Origin of the sequence: Roseovarius sp. MMSF_3281 (genome assembly GCF_030733685.1) — a bacterium.
GTDB lineage: Bacteria > Pseudomonadota > Alphaproteobacteria > Rhodobacterales > Rhodobacteraceae > Roseovarius.
The window spans coordinates 73,429-92,812 of the sequence record NZ_JASHIM010000015.1; the positions used below are offsets into that span (position 1 = coordinate 73,429).

The 19,384-nt window shown below is 63.4% G+C and carries 21 protein-coding genes; 11 read left to right on the forward strand and 10 right to left on the reverse strand.

Annotation, left to right across the window (positions count from 1 at the left end; translation table 11 throughout):
• Positions 1–95 precede the first annotated feature (95 nt).
• The 5 genes from map to RBB32_RS14305 all read right to left on the reverse strand — a co-directional run bounded on the left by map (position 96) and on the right by RBB32_RS14305 (position 4,076).
• A complete protein-coding gene (map, locus tag RBB32_RS14285; RefSeq protein ID WP_306153622.1) occupies positions 96–902 on the reverse strand; it encodes a type I methionyl aminopeptidase in 807 nt (268 codons plus the stop codon).
• Positions 903–1,111: 209 nt separating this feature from the next.
• Entirely contained in the window at positions 1,112–2,050 is a 939-nt protein-coding gene (locus RBB32_RS14290) for an OmpA family protein (RefSeq protein ID WP_306153624.1), read from the reverse strand.
• A 4-nt stretch (positions 2,051–2,054) separates the two neighbouring features.
• Positions 2,055–2,627 carry a peroxidase-related enzyme gene (locus RBB32_RS14295; RefSeq protein WP_306153625.1) on the reverse strand — a complete coding sequence of 191 codons (573 nt, stop codon included), beginning with the start codon at positions 2,625–2,627 and terminating at the stop codon, positions 2,055–2,057.
• Positions 2,614–3,357 carry a GNAT family N-acetyltransferase gene (locus RBB32_RS14300; RefSeq protein ID WP_306153627.1) on the reverse strand — a complete coding sequence of 248 codons (744 nt, stop codon included), beginning with the start codon at positions 3,355–3,357 and terminating at the stop codon, positions 2,614–2,616. The genes RBB32_RS14295 and RBB32_RS14300 overlap by 14 nt, the downstream gene beginning before the upstream one ends.
• On the reverse strand, positions 3,354–4,076 hold the full coding sequence (locus tag RBB32_RS14305; RefSeq protein ID WP_306153629.1) for a molybdopterin-binding protein: 723 nt from the start codon (positions 4,074–4,076) through the stop codon (positions 3,354–3,356). Before RBB32_RS14305 ends, RBB32_RS14300 begins: the two co-directional genes overlap by 4 nt.
• A gap of 46 nt (positions 4,077–4,122) precedes the next feature.
• On the opposite strand from RBB32_RS14305, the gene sfsA reads away from it, so the two are divergent.
• The 8 genes from sfsA to RBB32_RS14345 all read left to right on the forward strand — a co-directional run bounded on the left by sfsA (position 4,123) and on the right by RBB32_RS14345 (position 10,470).
• A complete protein-coding gene (gene sfsA / locus RBB32_RS14310) occupies positions 4,123–4,824 on the forward strand; it encodes a DNA/RNA nuclease SfsA (RefSeq protein ID WP_306153631.1) in 702 nt (233 codons plus the stop codon).
• Between the two features lie 171 nt (positions 4,825–4,995).
• Complete coding sequence (locus RBB32_RS14315) at positions 4,996–5,373, forward strand: nuclear transport factor 2 family protein (protein WP_306153633.1); 378 nt, start codon at positions 4,996–4,998, stop codon at positions 5,371–5,373.
• Positions 5,374–5,483: 110 nt separating this feature from the next.
• Entirely contained in the window at positions 5,484–5,888 is a 405-nt protein-coding gene (locus RBB32_RS14320) for a DUF2946 family protein (RefSeq protein ID WP_306153635.1), read from the forward strand.
• 97 nt (positions 5,889–5,985) lie between these two features.
• The gene (locus RBB32_RS14325; protein ID WP_306153637.1) at positions 5,986–8,046 is read left to right on the forward strand and encodes a TonB-dependent receptor domain-containing protein; all 2,061 of its coding nucleotides are present in this window, start codon (positions 5,986–5,988) and stop codon (positions 8,044–8,046) included.
• A complete protein-coding gene (locus RBB32_RS14330) occupies positions 8,021–8,839 on the forward strand; it encodes a MotA/TolQ/ExbB proton channel family protein (RefSeq protein WP_306153639.1) in 819 nt (272 codons plus the stop codon). Before RBB32_RS14325 ends, RBB32_RS14330 begins: the two co-directional genes overlap by 26 nt.
• Positions 8,840–9,223 (forward strand): biopolymer transporter ExbD, encoded by a 384-nt coding sequence (locus RBB32_RS14335; protein ID WP_306153641.1) that lies wholly within the window; start codon positions 8,840–8,842, stop codon positions 9,221–9,223.
• Between the two features lie 3 nt (positions 9,224–9,226).
• Positions 9,227–9,640 (forward strand): biopolymer transporter ExbD, encoded by a 414-nt coding sequence (locus RBB32_RS14340; protein ID WP_306153643.1) that lies wholly within the window; start codon positions 9,227–9,229, stop codon positions 9,638–9,640.
• The gene (locus RBB32_RS14345; RefSeq protein WP_306153645.1) at positions 9,637–10,470 is read left to right on the forward strand and encodes an energy transducer TonB; all 834 of its coding nucleotides are present in this window, start codon (positions 9,637–9,639) and stop codon (positions 10,468–10,470) included. The genes RBB32_RS14340 and RBB32_RS14345 overlap by 4 nt, the downstream gene beginning before the upstream one ends.
• Positions 10,471–10,503: 33 nt before the next feature.
• On the opposite strand, the gene RBB32_RS14350 is transcribed toward RBB32_RS14345, so the two are convergent.
• From RBB32_RS14350 to fsa, 4 genes are all read right to left on the reverse strand, one after another.
• On the reverse strand, positions 10,504–11,199 hold the full coding sequence (locus RBB32_RS14350) for a phosphatidylcholine/phosphatidylserine synthase (protein ID WP_306153647.1): 696 nt from the start codon (positions 11,197–11,199) through the stop codon (positions 10,504–10,506).
• A 34-nt stretch (positions 11,200–11,233) separates the two neighbouring features.
• Positions 11,234–12,148, reverse strand: a complete 915-nt coding sequence (locus tag RBB32_RS14355; protein WP_306153649.1) for a tyrosine recombinase XerC — start codon at positions 12,146–12,148, stop codon at positions 11,234–11,236.
• Complete coding sequence (locus tag RBB32_RS14360; RefSeq protein WP_306153651.1) at positions 12,145–12,852, reverse strand: DUF484 family protein; 708 nt, start codon at positions 12,850–12,852, stop codon at positions 12,145–12,147. Before RBB32_RS14360 ends, RBB32_RS14355 begins: the two co-directional genes overlap by 4 nt.
• 154 nt (positions 12,853–13,006) lie before the next feature.
• Entirely contained in the window at positions 13,007–13,660 is a 654-nt protein-coding gene (gene fsa, locus RBB32_RS14365) for a fructose-6-phosphate aldolase (RefSeq protein ID WP_306153653.1), read from the reverse strand.
• A 92-nt stretch (positions 13,661–13,752) separates the two neighbouring features.
• Between fsa and RBB32_RS14370 the strand changes: the two genes are divergently transcribed.
• Together RBB32_RS14370 and RBB32_RS14375 are read left to right on the forward strand one after the other, a co-directional pair.
• On the forward strand, positions 13,753–15,954 hold the full coding sequence (locus RBB32_RS14370; RefSeq protein ID WP_306153655.1) for a primosomal protein N': 2,202 nt from the start codon (positions 13,753–13,755) through the stop codon (positions 15,952–15,954).
• Positions 15,955–16,210: 256 nt separating this feature from the next.
• Complete coding sequence (locus tag RBB32_RS14375; protein WP_306153657.1) at positions 16,211–16,729, forward strand: hypothetical protein; 519 nt, start codon at positions 16,211–16,213, stop codon at positions 16,727–16,729.
• Positions 16,730–16,950: 221 nt separating this feature from the next.
• On the opposite strand, the gene RBB32_RS14380 is transcribed toward RBB32_RS14375, so the two are convergent.
• Positions 16,951–18,012, reverse strand: coding sequence for a YeeE/YedE family protein (locus RBB32_RS14380; protein WP_306153659.1), 1,062 nt, complete (start codon positions 18,010–18,012; stop codon positions 16,951–16,953).
• 124 nt (positions 18,013–18,136) lie between these two features.
• Here RBB32_RS14380 and RBB32_RS14385 point away from each other — a divergent pair, with 124 nt between their 5' ends.
• Positions 18,137–19,369, forward strand: coding sequence for an MFS transporter (locus RBB32_RS14385; protein ID WP_306153661.1), 1,233 nt, complete (start codon positions 18,137–18,139; stop codon positions 19,367–19,369).
• Positions 19,370–19,384 lie beyond the last annotated feature (15 nt).

Here is a 19,384-nt window from a genome sequence, read left to right on the forward strand (position 1 = left end):
GTCATGCCAAAGGCATGCTTCCAGCATGACGATGCGCGGCGGCGCTACGCGCCTTGATTCCGCGCAAAGTAAATGGCCATAGGCCCCTGCGCAGATCAATAAGTCGGGTGAAACTTGCCGCCCGGCGAAAGCGTGAAAATCTCGCAGCCATCCGCGGTGACGCCTATGGAGTGTTCGAACTGTGCCGAAAGGGATTTGTCGCGAGTCACGGCTGTCCAGTCGTCCGCGAGAATCTTGGTTTCCGGGCGGCCGAGGTTCACCATGGGTTCGATGGTGAAGAACATCCCCTCTTCCAGCATCGGGCCGCTACCCGCGCGGCCATAGTGCAGTACGTTGGGCGGTGCGTGGAAAACAGTGCCAAGGCCGTGGCCGCAGAAATCGCGCACCACGCTCATTCTCTGACCTTCGACGAAACTCTGAATCGCATGGCCGATATCGCCGAAGGTATTGCCGGGTTTGACCGCTTCGATGCCTTTCATCAGGCTGTCATGGGTGATCTGGATCAGGCGTTCGGTCTTGCGCGAAAGCTTTCCGGCCACATACATGCGGCTGGTGTCGCCGAACCAGCCATCGACGATCACGGTGACGTCGATATTCAGGATATCGCCATCTTTCAGCTTCTTGTCGCCGGGGATGCCGTGGCAGACCACGTGATTGACGCTGATGCAGGAGGCGTGCTTGTAACCCTTGTAGCCGATAGTGGCGGATTTCGCACCGGCCTTGTTCACCTGATCCTCAATAAAGGCGTCAATGGCCCCGGTGGTCTGGCCCGGGTAAACATGTTCAGCCACGTCATCGAGGATTTGCGCGGCCAGCGCACCGGCTTTGTGCATACCGGCGAAATCGGCTGCGTCGTGGATGCGAATGCCGTCGCGCGTGATGCGTCCTTTATGGTCGCTCATGGGCTTTTTGAACCTCGGTAATCTGATCATTTCGAGGGTTATGTAATGGGTTTCGGGGCAAGTGGCCAGAGGTGGCCGTGGTTTGACCGAAAGGCGCGGCTACGCCGCACGGGATAAACGCGCGTTGCGCGCCGGTGGGGGCGTTGCCCCCGGCTGAAAATCGAGGATTTTCAACCTCCCCCAGGATATTTCGGGCCAGAAGAAGGGGGTTAGTTGGTGTTGAGGAGCACAGCCTCGACCCGGCGGTTGGCTTCGCGGCCTTCGGGCGTACGGTTGGAGGCAATGGGCGCGAGGTAGCCCATGCCCTCGGCGGCCAATTGTGTGCGTGGGACATCGTGTCGGGCGACAAGCCGCTCCAAGACAGAGGCCGCGCGGCGTTTGGACAGCGCGATATTGGGCTCAAGGCCGCCGACGGTATCGGTATGGCCCACCAGCACCACCTGGCGCGAGGTATCCGCCTTGAGGTAGGTGGCAAGCGAGGCCAGCGAAGCGAAGGGACCCGGCCCAAGTTCGGACGAGCCGGTCGTGAAATCAAGATCCGACAGGGCGATATGGCCTTGTGACTCGAGGGATTGCGCCAGCGGTGTGTTGGGTTGGCTGCGCGATGTTTTGGAGGCGGTGCCGATGGCCAGCCCCGCGCCACCGTTGGGTTGGACATGCAGGAGCTGAACGTATCCACTTGCGCCAGAGCGGGAGACCATCAAGCTGAGGTAATCGGGCTTGGAAGTGGTTTCAGCCTTGCGCGCCGAAAGAAACCGGAAATCGAAGAGGTCCACGAACATGTCAGGCGCGGGCAAAACACGCGTATTGAAGCGAAAATCAAATCCGCCACATTCCGAGCCGCTGCAATCCAGCAGGATTTCATAGCCCTGCCGGGAGAGCGCGGAACGCAATGGGGCCATGACTTGCAGCGTGGTCATGCCCTGTGCTTCGAGGCGCCACGCCTGTTGGGTGATGCGGCCTTCGACTTCGAGGACCGGAAGGCGGCCATCGTCGTAAGGCCCGAGGGGCAGGCGGTAAGTGCCGGCCTCTTCGATTTTTTCGCGCGTTATCGTGGCGCCGCCGGGCATATCCAGCTCAAGCGCGACAAGGCCGGTGGCCCAAGGCAGGCCGAGGGCAAAAAGGGCTATCCGGGCCGCGAGGCGCAAGGGGTCAGCGGGCTTGTGCGTGGTAATCGGCGTTGGGCTGCATGCCCGTGGCGCTGGCCACCCGATTGGTCATGTTGAAAAAACCCACGACATTGGCGATGTCCCAGATATCACGGTCGGAAAAGCCCGCGTCGCGCAGGGCCTGGCGGTCGGACTCGGTGGTTTCGGCGCTGGACTTGGTGATCTTCTCGGCAAAGGTCAGCATGGCGGTTTGGCGGCTGTCGAGATCGGCCGCGCGCCAGTTCATCACCATGGCCTCACCCAGTTCGGGGGTGCCGGACAATTCGCGCACCGCTGCGCCGTGGGCCACTTGGCAATACCAGCAGCGGTTGATGGAGCTGACGACAACGGCGATCATCTCGCGCTCAAGCTTGCTCAGCCCGCTATCGGCCAGCATCAGGTCGTTATACATCGCGGTAAATGCGTTGAGCTTATCAATATCGAAGGCATAGGCCTTGAGGACATTGGGGATTATGCCGAGCTTGTCCTGACAGACATCAAAGTACTTCCGAGTCGGTTCCGGTAGCGGGTCGACCATAGGCAGGTTCAAGGCGGTGGGGCGGTCAGGGGTGCTCATGCGTCGGGCCTTCTTGTTTAATGCGGTAGTGGTACTGTCCCACACAGGCCATCCCAAGGGAAGTGTAGAGGGCGTTGGCGCCCGTGTTCTCTTGGGTGCAGAGGGTGGCGAGGTGGGTTGCACCGTGTTGGGCGGCCCAAAGTGCGGCCTGTTTTGTGGCGTTGCGGCCTTGGCCGGTGAGGCGGTCCACTTCGCGGACCTCAAGGGCGTGCATCATGGCGATGCCGTCATGAATGGCCGTATAAGCAGTGCCCGCAGGGTGTTGGCCGTTGCGGGTTAGGATCGCGGTTTTGGGGCATTGCGCCCGCTGCATCACCGCCACGCGGGCCGGGCCGATGCCGCCTTCGGCCCAGATATCCTTTTGAATTTCAAGGGGTTCCCAGATGGCATAGGCGGTGGCGCGGGCCGGGGGATCTTGCGTCAGCGGGGCCAGAGGGCCGACGTAGAGGTTGACCGCGTCGATGATGCTGTATCCGTTTTCGGCCAGCAGGGAGTCGAGCGCCTGCTCGCCCTCGCGGATCATGAAAAGCGGGGTTTGGCCCATGGCCTGCATGGCGGCTTCGGCTTGAGTAAGGTCGCTTGCGGTGACGGGCGCTTCGGCAGTGGCCGCCGAGACCCGTTTGCCGCCGCCTGCACCGTCGCGGAGGGTCCAGGGGCCTTCGCGCCAGACTTTGGCGGGGGGCCATGTGGCCTCGGTCACGGCATAGAGGGTTCGGGCATCGGGGGTCATTCGGGGAAAGCCTTTGATAGTTCGGACATGGCGGCATCGACGCGGGTGCCGTCGCTGCCGCGGATCACCACTTGGGCGCCGAAAACCCCATTGCGTTGAAAGGGATAGGAGCCGAAGGAGAGGTCATCGTAGCGTTCCGAAAGGTCGCGCAGGGGGCCGGCGATATCGCCTTCGCCGCGCATGATTACCAAGCTTTGCGAGAGTACGGGCGCGCCGCCCGTCAGGGTGGGCAGGATGGAGGCGAGCATGGTCTCGAATATCTTGGGCACACCGGCCATGACATGGACGTTTTCAAGGGTGAAGCCGGGGGCGGCGCTGACCGGGTTGTCGATCAGGGTGGCGCCGTCGGGGATGCGGGCCATGCGCAGCCGGGCCTCGTTCAACTCGATCCCTTGGCGGTCGTAATGCGCCTGAAGGATGGCGCGTGCATCGTCGCGCACGTCGATGGACCGGCCAAAGGCGCGGGCGACATTATCGGCGGTGATATCGTCGTGGGTGGGGCCGATACCGCCGGAGGTAAAGAGGTGATCGTAGGCAAAGCTGAGCGATTTGACCGCGTCTGCAATGGCCTCAGCATCATCCGAGACAACGCGTACCTCCTTGAGATCAATGCCAAAATTGGTCAACTCATTGGCCAGGTGGTGCATGTTGGCATCACGGGTGCGACCCGAAAGAATTTCATCCCCGATGACCAGCATGGCGGCGGTTGGGTTTGGCATTGTGGCCTCCTTGAATGGCGCGTGACATGGGTATAGGCCTGCTGTCATGCGCTTTCAAACCCCTCTTGTGTCTGCGACGTTGATCCGGCGTTATAAACGCTTCCTGGCCGATATACGGCTGGAGGACGGGCGCGAGGTGACGGCGCATTGTGCCAACCCCGGTTCCATGATGGGGTTGGCCGAGCCGGGGATGCGGATCTGGGTGGAGCCCAATGACGACCCCAAGAAGAAACTGAAGTTCGGCTGGCGGCTGGTCGAGCATGAAAACGGCCATTTCACGGGCGTCGATACATCGCTTCCCAACCGGGCGCTGCGGGCTGCCTTCGAGGCGCGCGAGGTGGCGGAATTTGCCAGTTACAGCGGCGTTCGGGCCGAGGTGAAATACGGCCAGAACAGTAGAATTGACTTTTTACTTCAAGAACTTGGCCTGCCCGACGCCTATGTCGAGGTGAAATCGGTGACCCTGTCGCGCGCCCCCGGCGTGGCAGAGTTTCCCGATAGTGTCACGGCGCGCGGGGCCAAGCATTTGATGGAACTTTCAGAGATGGCGAAAGTAGGGCATCGCGCGGTGATGTTCTACCTTATCCAACGCACCGATGCGCAGGTTTTCAGGTTGGCCGAGGATATTGACCCGACCTATGCAGCGGGTTTTTCAGAGGCCGTTACCGCGGGGGTGGAGGTGCTGGCCTATGACACCAAGATCACGCCGGAGGGGGTGGTTTTGGGGCAGCGGGTTGAAATGAGTTAGGCCCAAAATTTTTGTACGTTTTGTACGGAACGTACGCGAGTTTTGTACGTTTTGGCACTTTCGCGCCTGTGCCCCTTCGCGCGCCCTCGCCCCCGATCCAAAGCTTGATCCTGATCAACTCGGGCAAAGGGGGTGTTTGCTAGTCTCCGATACAGGAGAAAGGAGGCGATCATGGAAGAGTTGATCACCTTGGGACGAGAGTTCGTAGAGGCCATGCGAGAGGGGCGCGGCATCGGGCATGTCGATGACCTTTACGCGGAAAATGCACAGTCGGTCGAGGCGGTGGTGCCGCCGGGCCGGGATGTGCGTATTGCGAAGGGGCGGGATGCGATCAAGGCGAAACGCGAATCCTGGGCCGCCACGCATGAGATTCACAGTCTCGATGCGGATGGCCCCTATGTTCACCCGCCGCACCAGTTCGGGGTGCGCTTCGAGGCCGAGGTAACGCAGAAAGAGACCGGCAAGAAGATGACCCTGCGCGAGATCGCGATCTATTCGGTCGAGGATGGCAAGATCGTGCGCGAGGAGTTTTTCCTGTATCCCAAATAGCGGGTGATCCCACAGCGCCGGGTGAGCGAGAGGGCCGGTGCGGCCCTGTTTCGCCCCCGCGACCAAAAACCAACTTGCCAAGTCACGATTTCGTGTAGAGAACACCCGCCATGTTGTCGCGACCGCGCATAAAAGCCCGTCTTGAAGGGGTGCTGGCCCTTTGCCTGTCTGTCTTGCTTGCGGTGCAGGTGGCCGTGGCCTTCTTGCCATCGGCCAGCATGGCGGCGGTTGGCGACAATGGTGACCTCACGCTTGTTCTGTGTTCAGCAGATGGCACGCGGACAATCACCCTGTCGGCGGATGGCACAGCCGATGAGCGCCCGACGCCGCCGTCGATGAATGGGCACTGCCCGCTGTGTATCGTGTCAGCAGATGTGACGAATTGCGCCTTTGAAGGGCTTGAGGCCGCAAGCGCGTTTTCGATCCTGCGCTATGCCCCTGTCAACGCCCCGCAGGTCAAGGGGCTGCCCCGTCTGCGGGCCGATGCCATCCGCGCGCCGCCGCGAACCGTCTGATTTCCACAATCCATTGTGACAGTCCGGCCCAGGGGCACGATGCCCTTTGGCGGGTGGCTGCACGTATCCAATCAGACTTATCAGACGGTATCCAATAATGACTATTCGTAAACAGACGTGCCTTGGCACGAGTGCCTTGTTGCTGTCCTCGATCTCGCATGCCGCTTTGGCGCAGGAGGATGCGCCGATCACTATCGCGCTTGACCCGATCCTGGTGGAAGGGGCGACCGTGATCGTGGCCGATGGCCCGATGTCCACCGCCCATGACCCCGCCGACCTTGGCACCGCCCCGGCGCAGGACGGGGCCGAGGCCCTGCGCAATGTGCCCGGTGTGACGGCGGGGCGTATGGGGGGCCACGGGCTGGAACTTGTTATTCGTGGCCAGCAGCAGAACCAGCTTAACGTGATTGATGCGGGGTCTTTCACTTATGGGGCCTGTCCAAACCGGATGGACCCGCCGACGGCCATGGCCGCGTTCAACCGGGCCGACTCGATTGTCATTGAAAAGGGCTATGCCAGTGTGACCCATGGGCCCGGCGGTTCGGGCGGCACGGTGATCTTGGAACGGAAGGCCCCCGAGCTTGAGGCCGAGGGGCCGTTTTCCGGAGAGATCAACACCGGGTTGTCCAGCAATGGCGACGATTTTGATCTGGGTGGGCGCATGACCGTCGATCTGGGGCGCGGGTTCTATATGCAAGCCGCTGGCGCGTTGAAAACGGCGGAGAACTACAAGGACGGTTCGGGGCAGACGGTGCGCAGTTCCTTTGACCAGAGAAGCGCCGGGGTGACCCTTGGCTATGTGGGCAACGGTGTGGATCTGGCCTTTGACGCGGAATATGACCTGGCCGAGGATTTGCTGTATCCCGGCGCAGGCATGGACAGCCCGTTTGACGAGACGATCACTTACCGTTTGCGCGGCGGTGTGGATATGGATGCCGGGGCGCTGAGGCGGATCGAAGGGGTGCTGTATCATAGCGCCGTCGATCACGTGATGGACAACTACAGCCTGCGGCCCGTTGGGGCCATGGTGATGCGCACGCCCGCGACCTCGGACACCCTGGGCGGCAAGCTTGAGGCGCATCTGAGCCTTGGTGCGACCGAGGCGAAACTTGGATTGGATTATCAGGCCAATACCCGCGATGCGACGGTTTTTGCCGGGATGCCGGGGATGATCCCGATGCTGGAGGCCGAAAATCCGGCGCGGGCGCGGTTCCTGATCTGGCCGGATGTGACGATTGCCCAGACCGGCCTTTATTTCGAGGCCGAGACCGAGATGAGTGAGGCCACGCGCCTGAAGTATGGGGTGCGCTATGACTATGTGCGGGCCGAGGCGGATAAGGCCGCTGTGACACCCGCGCTGGGCGCTGCGCCCAATGCGCTTTATACCGCGCAATACGGCACGACCTTCAATACCGCGCGGGAAGAGCACAACCTTGGCGGCTTGCTGCGGCTTGAGCATGAACTGGATGCCGATACCCTGATTTTCGCGGGCCTGTCGCGGTCGGTGCGCACGGCGGATGCCACCGAGCGGGCGATTGCGCGCATGGGGTGGGTCGGCAACCCCGACATCGACCCCGAAAAGCACCACCAGCTAGACGTGGGGGTGCAGATGGACCGGGGGGCGTGGTATCTGAATGCCAATGCCTATGTGGATTGGGTGGATGATTACATCCTGCGCGATCAGTTCACCGTTGCTGGTACGACCACCTATCGCAACGTGAACGCGCAACTGGCCGGGGTCGAGATTGCCGCCGGATGGGCGCGTGACGGTTGGGAAATCTGGGGCGATGCCACCTATACCCATGGCGAAAACACCACCGACAACCGGGCCCTGGCGCAGATTCCGCCGCTGCAGGGGCAGATCTCGTTGGCCTATGGGCAGGACTTGTGGCGCGCGGGGGCGCGGGTGAACTGGGCGAGTGAGCAGGACCGGATTGATCCGGCCCGCGACCCCGGCACCACGTCGGGTTTTGCCACGCTGGACTTGTTCGGCAGCTATGAGGTAAGCGAATTTGCCACGCTACGGGCGGGGGTGAACAACGTGACCGATGAAACCTATGCCAACCACTTGAGCCGTACCAACCTGTTTGATCCGGCGCTGGCGCAGGTGAATGAACCGGGGAGGACGATCTATGTCTCACTTGATGCGCGGTTCTAGGGCCGTTTTGGGCCTTGGCCTTGGGTTGGCGGTGCTGCCGCTGACCGGGGTCATGGCGCAGGAGGCCGGGTTCGGCGGGGCGGCGGCGGAAGTGGCCACCGCCGCGCCAAGCGCCATGGCGGCGCCTTCGGCCCTTGAACGCGGGGTTGAGTTTGTCCGTCTGGGCGGGCCTGCGATCTGGGCGATTGCGGCGCTTTCGGTGGTGGCCTTGGCCCTGATCCTGTGGAAGGCGTGGCGGTTGATGATGCTGGGCGCGTGGAATGGCGGGCGCGTGGCGCGCGCCGCTGTCGATCTGTGGGCCGAGGGGCGGGAGGCCCCGGCGATGGCCATGCTGGACGGGCGGCGGAGTTGCCGTGCCCGGTTGATCCGGGCGGCCATGGCGGCCCGGGTCGACCCTTCGCTGGACGATGCGGGCGCGCAGGCCGAAACCGAACGCGTGGCGCGCAACCTTCTGGCGCAGGCGCGCGGCGGGCTGCGGCCCTTGGAGCTGATCGCGACGATTGCGCCGTTGCTGGGCCTGCTGGGCACGGTTCTGGGGATGATCGCGGCCTTTCAGGCCTTGCAGGAGGCGGGCAGCCGCGCCGATCCGGCCATCCTTGCCGGGGGGATCTGGGAGGCGCTTTTGACCACGGCGGCGGGGATGGCGGTGGCAATCCCGGCCTCGATGGCGCTGACGTGGTTTGAAAGCGTGGCGGATCGTTTGCGCCTTGAGATGGAGGATGCCGCGACGCGGATTTTCCTGCGGCCTGTCAGTACCGGGCCCGAAGACACGCGGGCGCGGGCGGCGGAGTAAATGCTGTCGTTCGGCACCCCAAGGCCGCGACGGCGGCCCAGCCTGACCCCGATGATCGACGTGGTCTTTTTGCTGCTGGTGTTTTTCATGCTGGCCTCGCGGTTCGGTATCGAGGCGCATCTGCCGATGCAGGTGGCCGGAGGGGCGGGGCAGGCGCCCTATTCGGGGCCGCCGCGCTTGGTGGATATCGCCCCCGATGCCCTGCGCCTGAATGGGCAGGCGGTGGCGCAAACCGCGCTTGCCACGGCCCTGTCGGAGCTGATGGACAGCCCCGGTGACACGATCATTCTGCGCGCGCGGGAGGGGGCGGACTTGCAGCGGGTGGTCGGTGTGATGCAGGGGTTGCGGGCCTCTGGGTTCACGGCGCTTGCGCTGGTGGAGTAGCCGATGCAGTTTACCGATCCGCCCCGCCGCAAGCCGCCCGAAAGCATCGTGCCGATGATCAACGTGGTTTTCCTGTTGCTGGTGTTTTTCCTGACGACAGCGCAGATCGCCCCGCCCGAGCCTTTCGAGGTTGCCCCGCCGGTGGCGGCGCCGGATGGCGCGCCGCCCGAGGGGGTGTTTACGCTTTACCTTGGGGCGGAGGGTGGCTTGGCTTATCGGGGCGCGGCCCTTGGTGACGAGGCGGTCTTGGCGGCGTTGAAAGCGGCCAAGGCAGCGTATTGCGCGGTTGAAACCTGTGATCCGCCGCTGGTCTTCCGCGCCGATGCGGCGGTGCCGGGGGCGCGGTTGGCCGCCCTTTTGCCCAAGCTTGGGGCTTTGGGCTTTGCCGAGGTGCAGCTTGTGACGGTGCCGCGATGAAGCGGGCGGTGGAATTCATCCTGTTTCTGGGCGTGGCCGGGGGCTTGCATCTGGCCGGGTTCGCGCAGTTACCCGCCCCTGAAGGATCGCAAGCCGCCGGGCAGGCGGGGCAGGCCACCGCATCGGTAAAGGCATCGACCCCGGCACTGGCCGAGATGGTCGAGCAGTGGGAGCGGCCCCCCGAGGCGGTCGAAGAGGTTGCGCCCCCCGAGGTTGCCCCGCCGGTGCCCGATACGGCCCTGCAGCGCCCCCGAGAAACCATGGCCGCGCCCGAGCGCCCTGTCATGGGGGCGGGGCTGGCCTTGCCGCAGGTGGATGCCGCGCCGGATGCCAGCATCAGTGCGACCCCGCCGCCACCGCCCAAGGCCGAGCCGAAACTTCGCCTGCCCAAGGCGCGCCCCAAGGCCCGGCCAGAGCGCAAGACGGCCACGCCGAAGCCCAAGGCCCCGGCGCGCAAGGCCACGCGGGCCAGTGGGGCGGGTGGCGGTGCCAATGCGGGCAATGCCGACACCCCGCGCGCCGCGACCTTGAGCCAGGGACAGATCCAAAGCCTTGTGGCGCAATGGGGTGCGAAAATCCGGCGCAAGATCGAGCGCCGCAAACGCTATCCTTCGGCGGCGCGCGGGGCTGCGGGGACGGTGACATTGCGTATCACGGTCAGTCGCGGGGGTGGTTTGCAGGGTGTTTCGGTGGCCCGGTCCTCGGGGCATCGGGCACTGGACGCGGCGGCGTTGCGCGCGGTGAAGGCGGCAGGGCGCTTCCCCGCCGCGCCGAACGGTTTGGGCCAATCGCGTTACAGTTTTACCCTTGGAATGCAGTTCACGAGATAAGGGCATGGCCCGTTGAAATGCGTGCCCCGGCGGTCAGGCCCTGCGTTCGGGCATGACCTGCTGTATGATCCCGGCGAAAAGCAAATAGAGGCTGGTGATCACAAGGCCCCAGTGCGCCCAGCTTTCGGGGTGGAAATCGACCCAGGCCGCCCAACCGGCAAAGAAAGTCCAGGCAAAGGCCATGGGAAGCGAGATCGCGCGCCAACGCTTGGTGCGCACCGGGTGGATGAAGCGCAGCGGCAGGAACATTGCGACCGAGAGTGCCGTGACCAGAACAAGCATCAACCAGATGGGCGGTTCCACCGCGAACATCACGATCACCGCCATTTGCCAACAGCCGGGAAAGCCCGAAAAGGATTTGTCATCGGTTTTCATGTTGGTGTCGGCGAAGTACAGCGCGCTGGCGTAGGTGATGATGATGATCGCCATCCATCCCGTCCACCCCGGCAAAAGATCGGATTTGAACAGCGCGAAGGCGGGGATGAAGACATAGGTCAGGTAATCAATGATCAGGTCCAGCAGCACCCCGTCAAAGCGCGGTGCGTTGTGCCAGACCAGATAGCGCCGGGCCAGCGGGCCGTCGATGCCGTCCACGGCGAAGGCCACGACCAGCCAAAGAAACATCAGGTCCCATTTTTCATCCACGGCGGCCAGCATGGCGAGCATGGCGAAGACCGCCCCGGTGGCCGTCAGAAGGTGCACGAACAGTGCCTTGAATTGGAGTGTCATTTCGGGTCTCCGCACCTGTGGATGGAACCTGCACTCATGCCTTGGGATGGGCCTTGTTGTAAACCTCCATCAGGCGCGCGGTATCGACCGCCGTGTAGGCCTGTGTGGTGCTGAGCGAGGCATGCCCCAGAAGTTCCTGGATCGCGCGCAGGTCACCACCGGCATTCAGAAGGTGGGTTGCAAAGCTGTGGCGCATGGCATGCGGTGTGGCGCTGGCGGGCAGGCCCAGTTGGTTGCGCACGTTTTCCAGAAGCTTTTGCACGATGCGCGGGTTGAGCGCGCCGCCCCGCGCGCCGCGAAAAAGAGGCGTGCCGGGATCGGGCGGGAAAGGGCAAAGGCGCGTGTAGCGGGCCACGGCATCGCGCGCGGGCGCGATGACGGGAACCATCCGTTCCTTGCCGCCCTTGCCGGTGATGCGCAGCGCCTCGCCCATGGGCAGCACATCGTTGGTGAGGCCCAGTGCCTCGGAGATGCGCAATCCGCAGCCGTAAAGCAGGGTGACGACCGCCTGATCGCGGGCGGCGATCCATGGGGTGAGCGATTGTTGATCTATGGTGTCGAGCACGTCTTGGGCCGCCTCGGGGGCCAGGGGGCGGGGCAGCTTGCGCTGGTATTTGGGCGATCGGGCCGAAAGGACGGCGGTGGGGTCGAACCCCTCGCGTTCCGAAAGCCAGCGGTAGAAGCTTTTGACCGCCGAAAGCTTGCGCGCAAGGCTGCGCGGGCCGACATCCTGCCCGCGGGTGAAGGCCATCCAGCTGCGCATGTCGGAGGTGGTGAGTTTGGTCAGCGGGCCGATGCCCTGGGCCGCGCCCTTGTGTTCGGTCATGAAGGCCAGAAAGCCCGCGAGGTCACGGGCATAGGCATCGAGCGTGTTTTCCGAGGCCCCGTGCAGGGCCTTTTGCGCCTCCAGCCAGCCTTGCAGGGCGTCGCGGGCGGCGGGCGAGATCATGACAGCCAGCGGCGCATGGCCCGTTCGAAGACACCCCCGAAGAAGGTCAGCAGATCGGTGCCCTGTTGCGGGGTGAACTGGTGCGGGTCTTCGGCCCCCATGGCAAGCATGCCCGGAAGGCGGCCTTCGCCGAAATCCAGCAGCAGGCAGGCCTCGGACCGTACGAAAGTGGCGTCCCGACCGTAAATCCGGGCGTCGCCTTCGTGGACCTGGCGCAGGGTGACTTGCCGGGGCTCGGCATTGCGGCTGCCGGTCAGGTAGGATTGGATGAACCCCGGTTCGGCGACCGAGAGGACATCGCCCAGACGTTTGATGGCCGGGTCATTGTCGTCCTGCACGGTTTCCAGCACCAGTTTGACGCTATCGACGCGCAGGATATCGGCGACTTCGCCGCCCAGATCCTTGATGAAGGCCTCGAATTCCACCGGGTCGAGCATGCGCAGGATGGCGCGATGCACCTGGTTGGTGCCGGCAAGGTTTTCATAGGCCGCGGCGATGACCGAGCGGTGGGTGTCTTCGAGCCGGTCCAGACGCGCCTCGAGCCGTTCCATGGCGATGCCGCGCAGATCGACGATATTGCCGCCCATGGCGCGTTCGTTCGCGGCGATGAGGGCGCGCATAAGGTCTTGATCTTCAAGGATAACGTCGGGCTGCGCGATGATGCGCTCACGCAGGGCATCGTCGATTTGGGGGGTGCTGCTCATTTATCCCTCGGTCTTGTTTTGCGGGGTTATAACATGGATGGAGAAATTTTTTAGCCCAAAATGCCGAAAAGCAAGGCCCGCTCGTCCGTCCTGTTGCGGCGGGGCGGGCCTTTGAGGTGGCTCTTGGGGTGGGGTCGGGTCTGGCCTGTGGTGGTCAGACGATCTTGATACCCGCGGTTTCGGCATCCTTGAGGAAAGCCTCAAGCCCCTTGTCGGTGAGCACGTGCTTGGCCATCGCCTTGATCACGGCGGGCGGGGCGGTCATCACGTCGGCGCCGATCTGGGCGGATTGGAAGGCGTGGTTCACGGTGCGGATGGAGGCGGCGAGAATCTGGGTTTCATAGCCGTAGTTGTCGTAGATCTGCCGGATGTCGGCGATCAGCTCCATACCGTCGAGGTTGATGTCATCAAGACGCCCGATGAAGGGCGAGATGAAGGTGCCCCCGGCCTTGGCGGCCAGCAGGGCCTGATTGGCCGAGAAACACAGCGTGACGTTGACCATGTTGCCCTCGCCCGACAAGACCTTGCAGGCCTTGAGGCCATCCCATGTGAGCGGCACCTTGACGGCGATGTTGTCGGCGATCTTGGCCAGCTTGCGGCCTTCGGCGATCATGGCGTCGGCGTCGGTTGCGATCACCTCGGCGCTGACGGGGCCATCGACCATACCGGCGATTTCCTTGGTCACTTCGAGGATGTCGCGGCCGGATTTCATGATCAGCGAGGGGTTGGTGGTGACCCCGTCGACCATGCCTAGTTCATTGAGTTCGGCAATGGCGTCGACGTCGGCGGTATCAACGAAAAATTTCATCTGTGGAGGTCCCTTTGCGCGGGTTGGGGTTTTTCATCCCCGCATTTACCCCATAGAGTGACCTGCCGAAACCCCTGTCATGGAGAGTGTACGTGTCCGCGCCCGGTAAATCCTACTTTGTCGAAGGCGAACTGGTGGGCGTGTTGACGACCCAGCCGCTGGACCGGCTGTTGGATTATCGCGCGCCCGAGGGGGGCTGTCATGTCGGGGCCTTTGTCGAGGTGCCGCTTGGGCCGCGCAAGGTGTTGGGCGTGGTCTGGGGCGCAGGGCGCGGGGATTTCGATATTTCCAAGGTTCGGCATGTGATCCGGGTTTTGGACGTGGCCCCGATGCGCGGCGAGATGCAGGAGTTCTTGCGCCGCGCGGGGGATTATACCCTGACGCCGATGCCCGCGATGCTGCGGTTGGCGAGCCGGGCGCCGGGGCTGAGCAATCCGCCGTCGATGCAGAAGATTTACCGGTTGGGCCATGGCACGCCGGACCGGATGACCGATGCGCGGCGGCGGGTTCTGGATGTCTTGGAGGAATATGGCGGGCTGTCCTTCACCCTCAAGGAGCTGGCCGAGTTGGCCGGGGTGTCGACCAGCGTGGTCAAGGGGTTGGTGGGCCAAGGCGCGGTGGCCGAGGAGGAAGCGCCGCGCGACGTGCCTTTTGCGCCGCTGGACCCTGCACATGGCGGCAAGGCCCTGACCGAAGGTCAGGCGGCGGCGGTGGGTGTGCTGCGCGAGGCCATTCAAAGCCGGTGCTATGGCACGACGCTTTTGCGCGGGGTGACAGGCTCGGGCAAAACCGAAGTTTACCTTGAGGCGGTGGCCGAATGCCTGCGGCAGGGGCGGCAGGCCTTGGTGCTGTTGCCCGAGATTGCCCTGACTGCCGAGTTCATCACACGCGTCGAGGCGCGGTTTGGCGCCAAGCCCGCCGAATGGCATTCGGGCGCCACGATGACCGAGCGGCGGCGCATCTGGAAGATGGTGGGCCAAGGTGGCTGCGAGGTGGTGGTGGGCGCGCGGTCGGCTTTGTTTTTGCCGTATCGCGACTTGGGGCTGATCGTGGTCGATGAGGAGCACGACACGTCGTACAAGCAAGAGGACGGCGTGCTTTATAATGCGCGGGATATGGCCGTGCTGCGCGCGAGTCTGTGCAGTGCGCAGGTGATTCTTGCCAGTGCGACGCCCTCGCTTGAGACATGGGCCAATGCGGAGGCCGGGAAATACCGGCGGCTGGATTTGACCGCGCGGTTCGGTGAGGCGGTGATGCCCGAGATGCGGGCCATTGATATGCGAGCCGAAAGCCTGCCCTCGAACCGGTGGATATCGCCCAGCCTTCAGGCGGCAGTGAATGCGCGGATTGCCAAGGGGGAACAGGCGCTTTTGTTCATCAACAGGCGCGGCTATGCGCCGGTGACGATTTGCCGGGCCTGTGGGCATCAGATCGGCTGTGACCATTGTGACGCGCGGATGGTGGAGCATCGGTTTCAAAAGCGGCTGGTCTGCCATCAATGCGGCGAGACCAAGCCGGTGCCGGACGTGTGCCCCGAGTGCGGGGCCGAGGATCGGCTGGCGGCTGTGGGCCCCGGGGTGGAGCGGTTGAGCGAGGAGGCGCAGGCGCTGTTCCCCGACGCGAAGATCGCGACGCTGAGTTCGGATATGTTTGGCTCGGCCCGGGCGCTGAAGGCGCAGATCGCCGAGATTGCCGAGGGCGACACCGATATCGTGATCGGTACGCAACTGGTGGCCAAGGGGCATAACTTTCCACGGCTAACGCTGGTGGGGGTGATTGATGCCGATCTGGGCTTGCAAGGCTCGGACCTGCGCGCCGCCGAACGGACGTTTCAGTTGATGCGGCAGGTGGCGGGGCGCGCGGGGCGCGCGCAGGCGCGGGGTACGGCCCTGTTGCAGACGTTCCAGCCGGAGCATCCGGTGATCCGGGCCATCCTGTCGGGCGATGAAGACGGGTTTTGGCAGGCCGAGGCGGCGGGACGGCGGGAGGCCGGGGTGCCGCCCTATGGGCGCATGGCAGGAATTATATTGTCCTCGACCGATGCGCAGGAGGTGTTCGATTTCGCCGCCGAACTGGCACGGCGGGATGGGCCGGTGCGGGCGATTGGCGCGCAGGTTTTCGGACCAGCGCCCGCGCCGATTGCGCGAATACGCGGGCGGCATCGGGTGCGGTTGCTGGTCAAGGCGCCCAAGGGCGTGGCCCTGCAAGGGGCGGTGGCGCAATGGGTGGGGCAGTTGAAAGCGCCCGGTAACCTGCGGCTGGCCGTGGATATTGACCCGCAGACGTTTTATTGAGTTTCAGACCGGTTTCTTTCGCAGAGGTCTCTGACAAGCATTTAACTGTTTAGCCATCGTCACGGGTGCCGGAAACCCGATGAGCGGTCATGCCAAATATAAAATATTGATAAGAAACAGGAAAATCGCCTCTCCATTTGTTTTCCTGCCGCTTTCGGGAACCAAAGGTGGCAGGGGGCGTTGTTGCCTCATAGGCGGAAGGGCCGGGCATCGCGCCCAATCAGCGCTTCCGCAGGGTATACAGAAGGAGACCGTCATGAAACGTCTTTTGAGTACTACATTCTGCGCAGGGCTGGCCCTGACAACCATTGCTGCCCCGCTTGCCGCCGAGGAAAAAACACTGTCCGGTGTCGAGGTCAAAACTGACCTGAGTGCCTTCGAGAACAGTAATGCGCTTGAATTCTGGCCGAGCCTGCCCGGAGATATCAGCAAGGCCATTGCGTCGAAACTGACGATCGACAACCAGTCCGAGGAGCCGCGCGTCGTGGTGTCGATCAACAAGGTGGCGATCAATGGTGAAACCACTTTGCCCGAATCGGGTGAATTCAACCAGCTTGAAGGTACGGTCACCATGTTCCCCGCCAACGTAGCGGCCAATACCGAAGCAGAAAATACCCCGACGGCCACGGGCAGTTACGCCCTCAAGGTCAGTGCGACCTCGGGCGAGATCGACGTTCCCGACAACTGGATCGTTGTCCCCCCGTCACAGGATGACTTCTACGAAGTTCTGACCGAAGCCTACGCCGAGGAAGTCGTGGAACGGCTTGAGGATTAAGGCACAAGGCCCAGGAAAGGCTTTTCGGCTCATCATGTCCCGCCGCGCCCCATCCGTGCGGCGGGGCTGCTTCGTGCCCCGAACAGGCGCTTTCCCATCACTCTGCATTCCGTAAAGCAATAAATGCCCCGTCCTGAAGGCGTTCACCGGGATGGACCGGAACCCGCTTGGATTCGGACACCCCGTTCAGGATTTCGGCGGATCGGTGGCGCGGCTTAAGGTTAGGCGGGTTGCCGGACACCGCGTTGATCGACGAGGACATCGGTGATCATCGCGCCGATCCACATGCACAGAAGGGCCAGCCATGCAGTCCCGGCAAAGACCGAGCTGCCGGTGACGCCGTTGCCGATGGCGCAGCCGCCCGCCAGCATCCCGCCGAAGCCCATGAAGGCCGCGCCGGTGATGGCGCGGCGCATGTTGGCCTCGTCCTCGAAGCCTTGGAACTTGAATTCCTTGGTCAGCCACGAGGCGAGGAAGGAACCGAGAAAGACACCCGGCACGAGGCCGATGTCGAACTCCAGCACGGCGGTGTTGTTGAGGAAGAACATCAGCGTGTTGGCCGAGGGGCCGGTAAACGTGGCGCTTTCGATCGGCACGGGGTCAAAAGCGATTTGCGCCAGCGAGAAGGTCGAGACCCAACCCACCGCCACGGCAAAGCCGACGCCCGAGGCAAAGACGAGGCGCGACAGGCCGATCTTGTTGTGGATCGACACGGCAAAGGCGATGAGGGCCACGAGGATGCCGAAAATCAGGCCGCTGATTTGCGGCAGGCCCAAGGTGGCCAGCAGGTCCATGTTATGGCCGCCCGATGTGATGGAGAGGGCGGCGAGCGTGTCGCGGGCGGGGGCGAGCCAGCCCGAGAGGGTCATCTGTGCCACCACGGCGAAAACGAGGCCCGAGATCACCGAGCGCAGGTTGCCGGTAGCCGCCAGCACCAGAAGGCGGCCAGAACAGCCGCGCGCCAGAACCATGCCGACGCCAAAGAGAAGCCCGCCGATGACCGCGCCCGACCAACTGCCGGGGATGGCCATGATGCGCGAATCCTCGGCCCTAAAGAGGCCCAGCATCTGCGCGCCCTGCACCCAGATCACCGCCGTCGAGAAGGTCAGAAGCCAGACGGCGACCTTGTCGCCCATCCGCCCGCGGGCGAACTCCACCGTGGCCGCGCGCAGGCAGAACCGCGAGCGTTGCGCCGCGACGCCGAAGATGACGCCGGTCAGCAGGCCCAGAAGGGCGGCGGCGGGGGCTTCGCCGATGCTTTCCACGAGGGTCAGAAGGTCCATCACGTATACCTTTCGATCATTGGGCGGGGTTTTGCATGCCGGAATTTGAATGTCATTGATCCAGATCAGTTTGCGGGCCTCTTGCCTCTCGCCAAGCGGAGCGGATGGGCGTAAAGGGGGAGACATGAGCAAGACCATGCCCCTTGACGATGCCCGCACGCTGCCCCTTTGGCGGCGGCCTGTTACCTTGTTGTTCCTGATGGCGGCGGCAATGCCGGTGGCTTTTGCCACGTGGTCGGCGCTGCTTAATAACTTCGTGATCGAGGCGGCACAGTTCGATGGCTCGGACATCGGCTGGCTTCATACGGTGCGGGAGATTCCGGGGTTTCTTGCCATCGGGGTGATTGCCCTGATTATCTTTATCCGCGAGCAGGTTCTTGGGCTGGTGTCGCTGGCGATGCTGGGGGTGGCGACCGCGCTGACGGCGCAGTTCCCGTCCTTGGGCGGCATCCTGAGCATCACGCTGTTGAGTTCGATCGGGTTTCACTATTACGAGACGGTCAACCAGTCGCTTCAGTTGCAGTGGATCGACAAGCTGCGCGCGCCGAAGGTTCTGGGCTGGTTGCTGGCAGCGGGATCGGCGGCGACCTTGGTGGCCTATGTGCTGATCGTGATGACCTGGGATGCCTTGGGCCTGACTTATAACACCGTTTACATGCTGGCCGGTGGGTTTACGGCGGTGGTCGCGGTATTTTGCCTGTTTGCCTATCCGCAGTTCGAGGCGCCCAATCCGCAAGTCAAGCGCATGGTGCTGCGGCGGCGCTATTGGCTGTATTATGCGCTGCAGTTCATGGCCGGCGCGCGGCGGCAGATTTTCGTCGTTTTCGCGGGCTTCATGATGGTCGAGAAATTCGGATTCGAGGTGCATGAGGTCACGGCGCTGTTCCTTATTAACCTTGTCGCCAACATGGTGTTTGCCCCGATCCTCGGGCATGCGGTGCATCGCTATGGCGAGCGGCTTACCCTGATTTTCGAATATGCCGGTCTGGCGGTGGTGTTCTTGGCCTATGGCGGAATTTACTGGTTCGGCTGGGGTGTCGTGCTGGCGGCGGTGCTCTATGTGATCGATCACATGCTGTTCGCGCTGGCGCTGGCGTTGAAGACCTATTTCCAGAAGATCGCCGATCCGGGGGATTTTGCGCCGACCGCGGCGGTGGCCTTTACCATCAACCATATCGCGGCGGTGTTCCTGCCCGCGCTGCTTGGCTATTTGTGGCTGATTTCGCCCGCCGCGGTGTTCCTGTTGGCGGCGGCGATGGCCATGACATCGCTGATGCTGGCGCTGTTGATCCCGCGCCACCCCGAGCCGGGGCATGAGACCATCCTTAGCCCACCCGCCCCGGCCCCTGCCGAGTAACGCCGAACGAGAAGG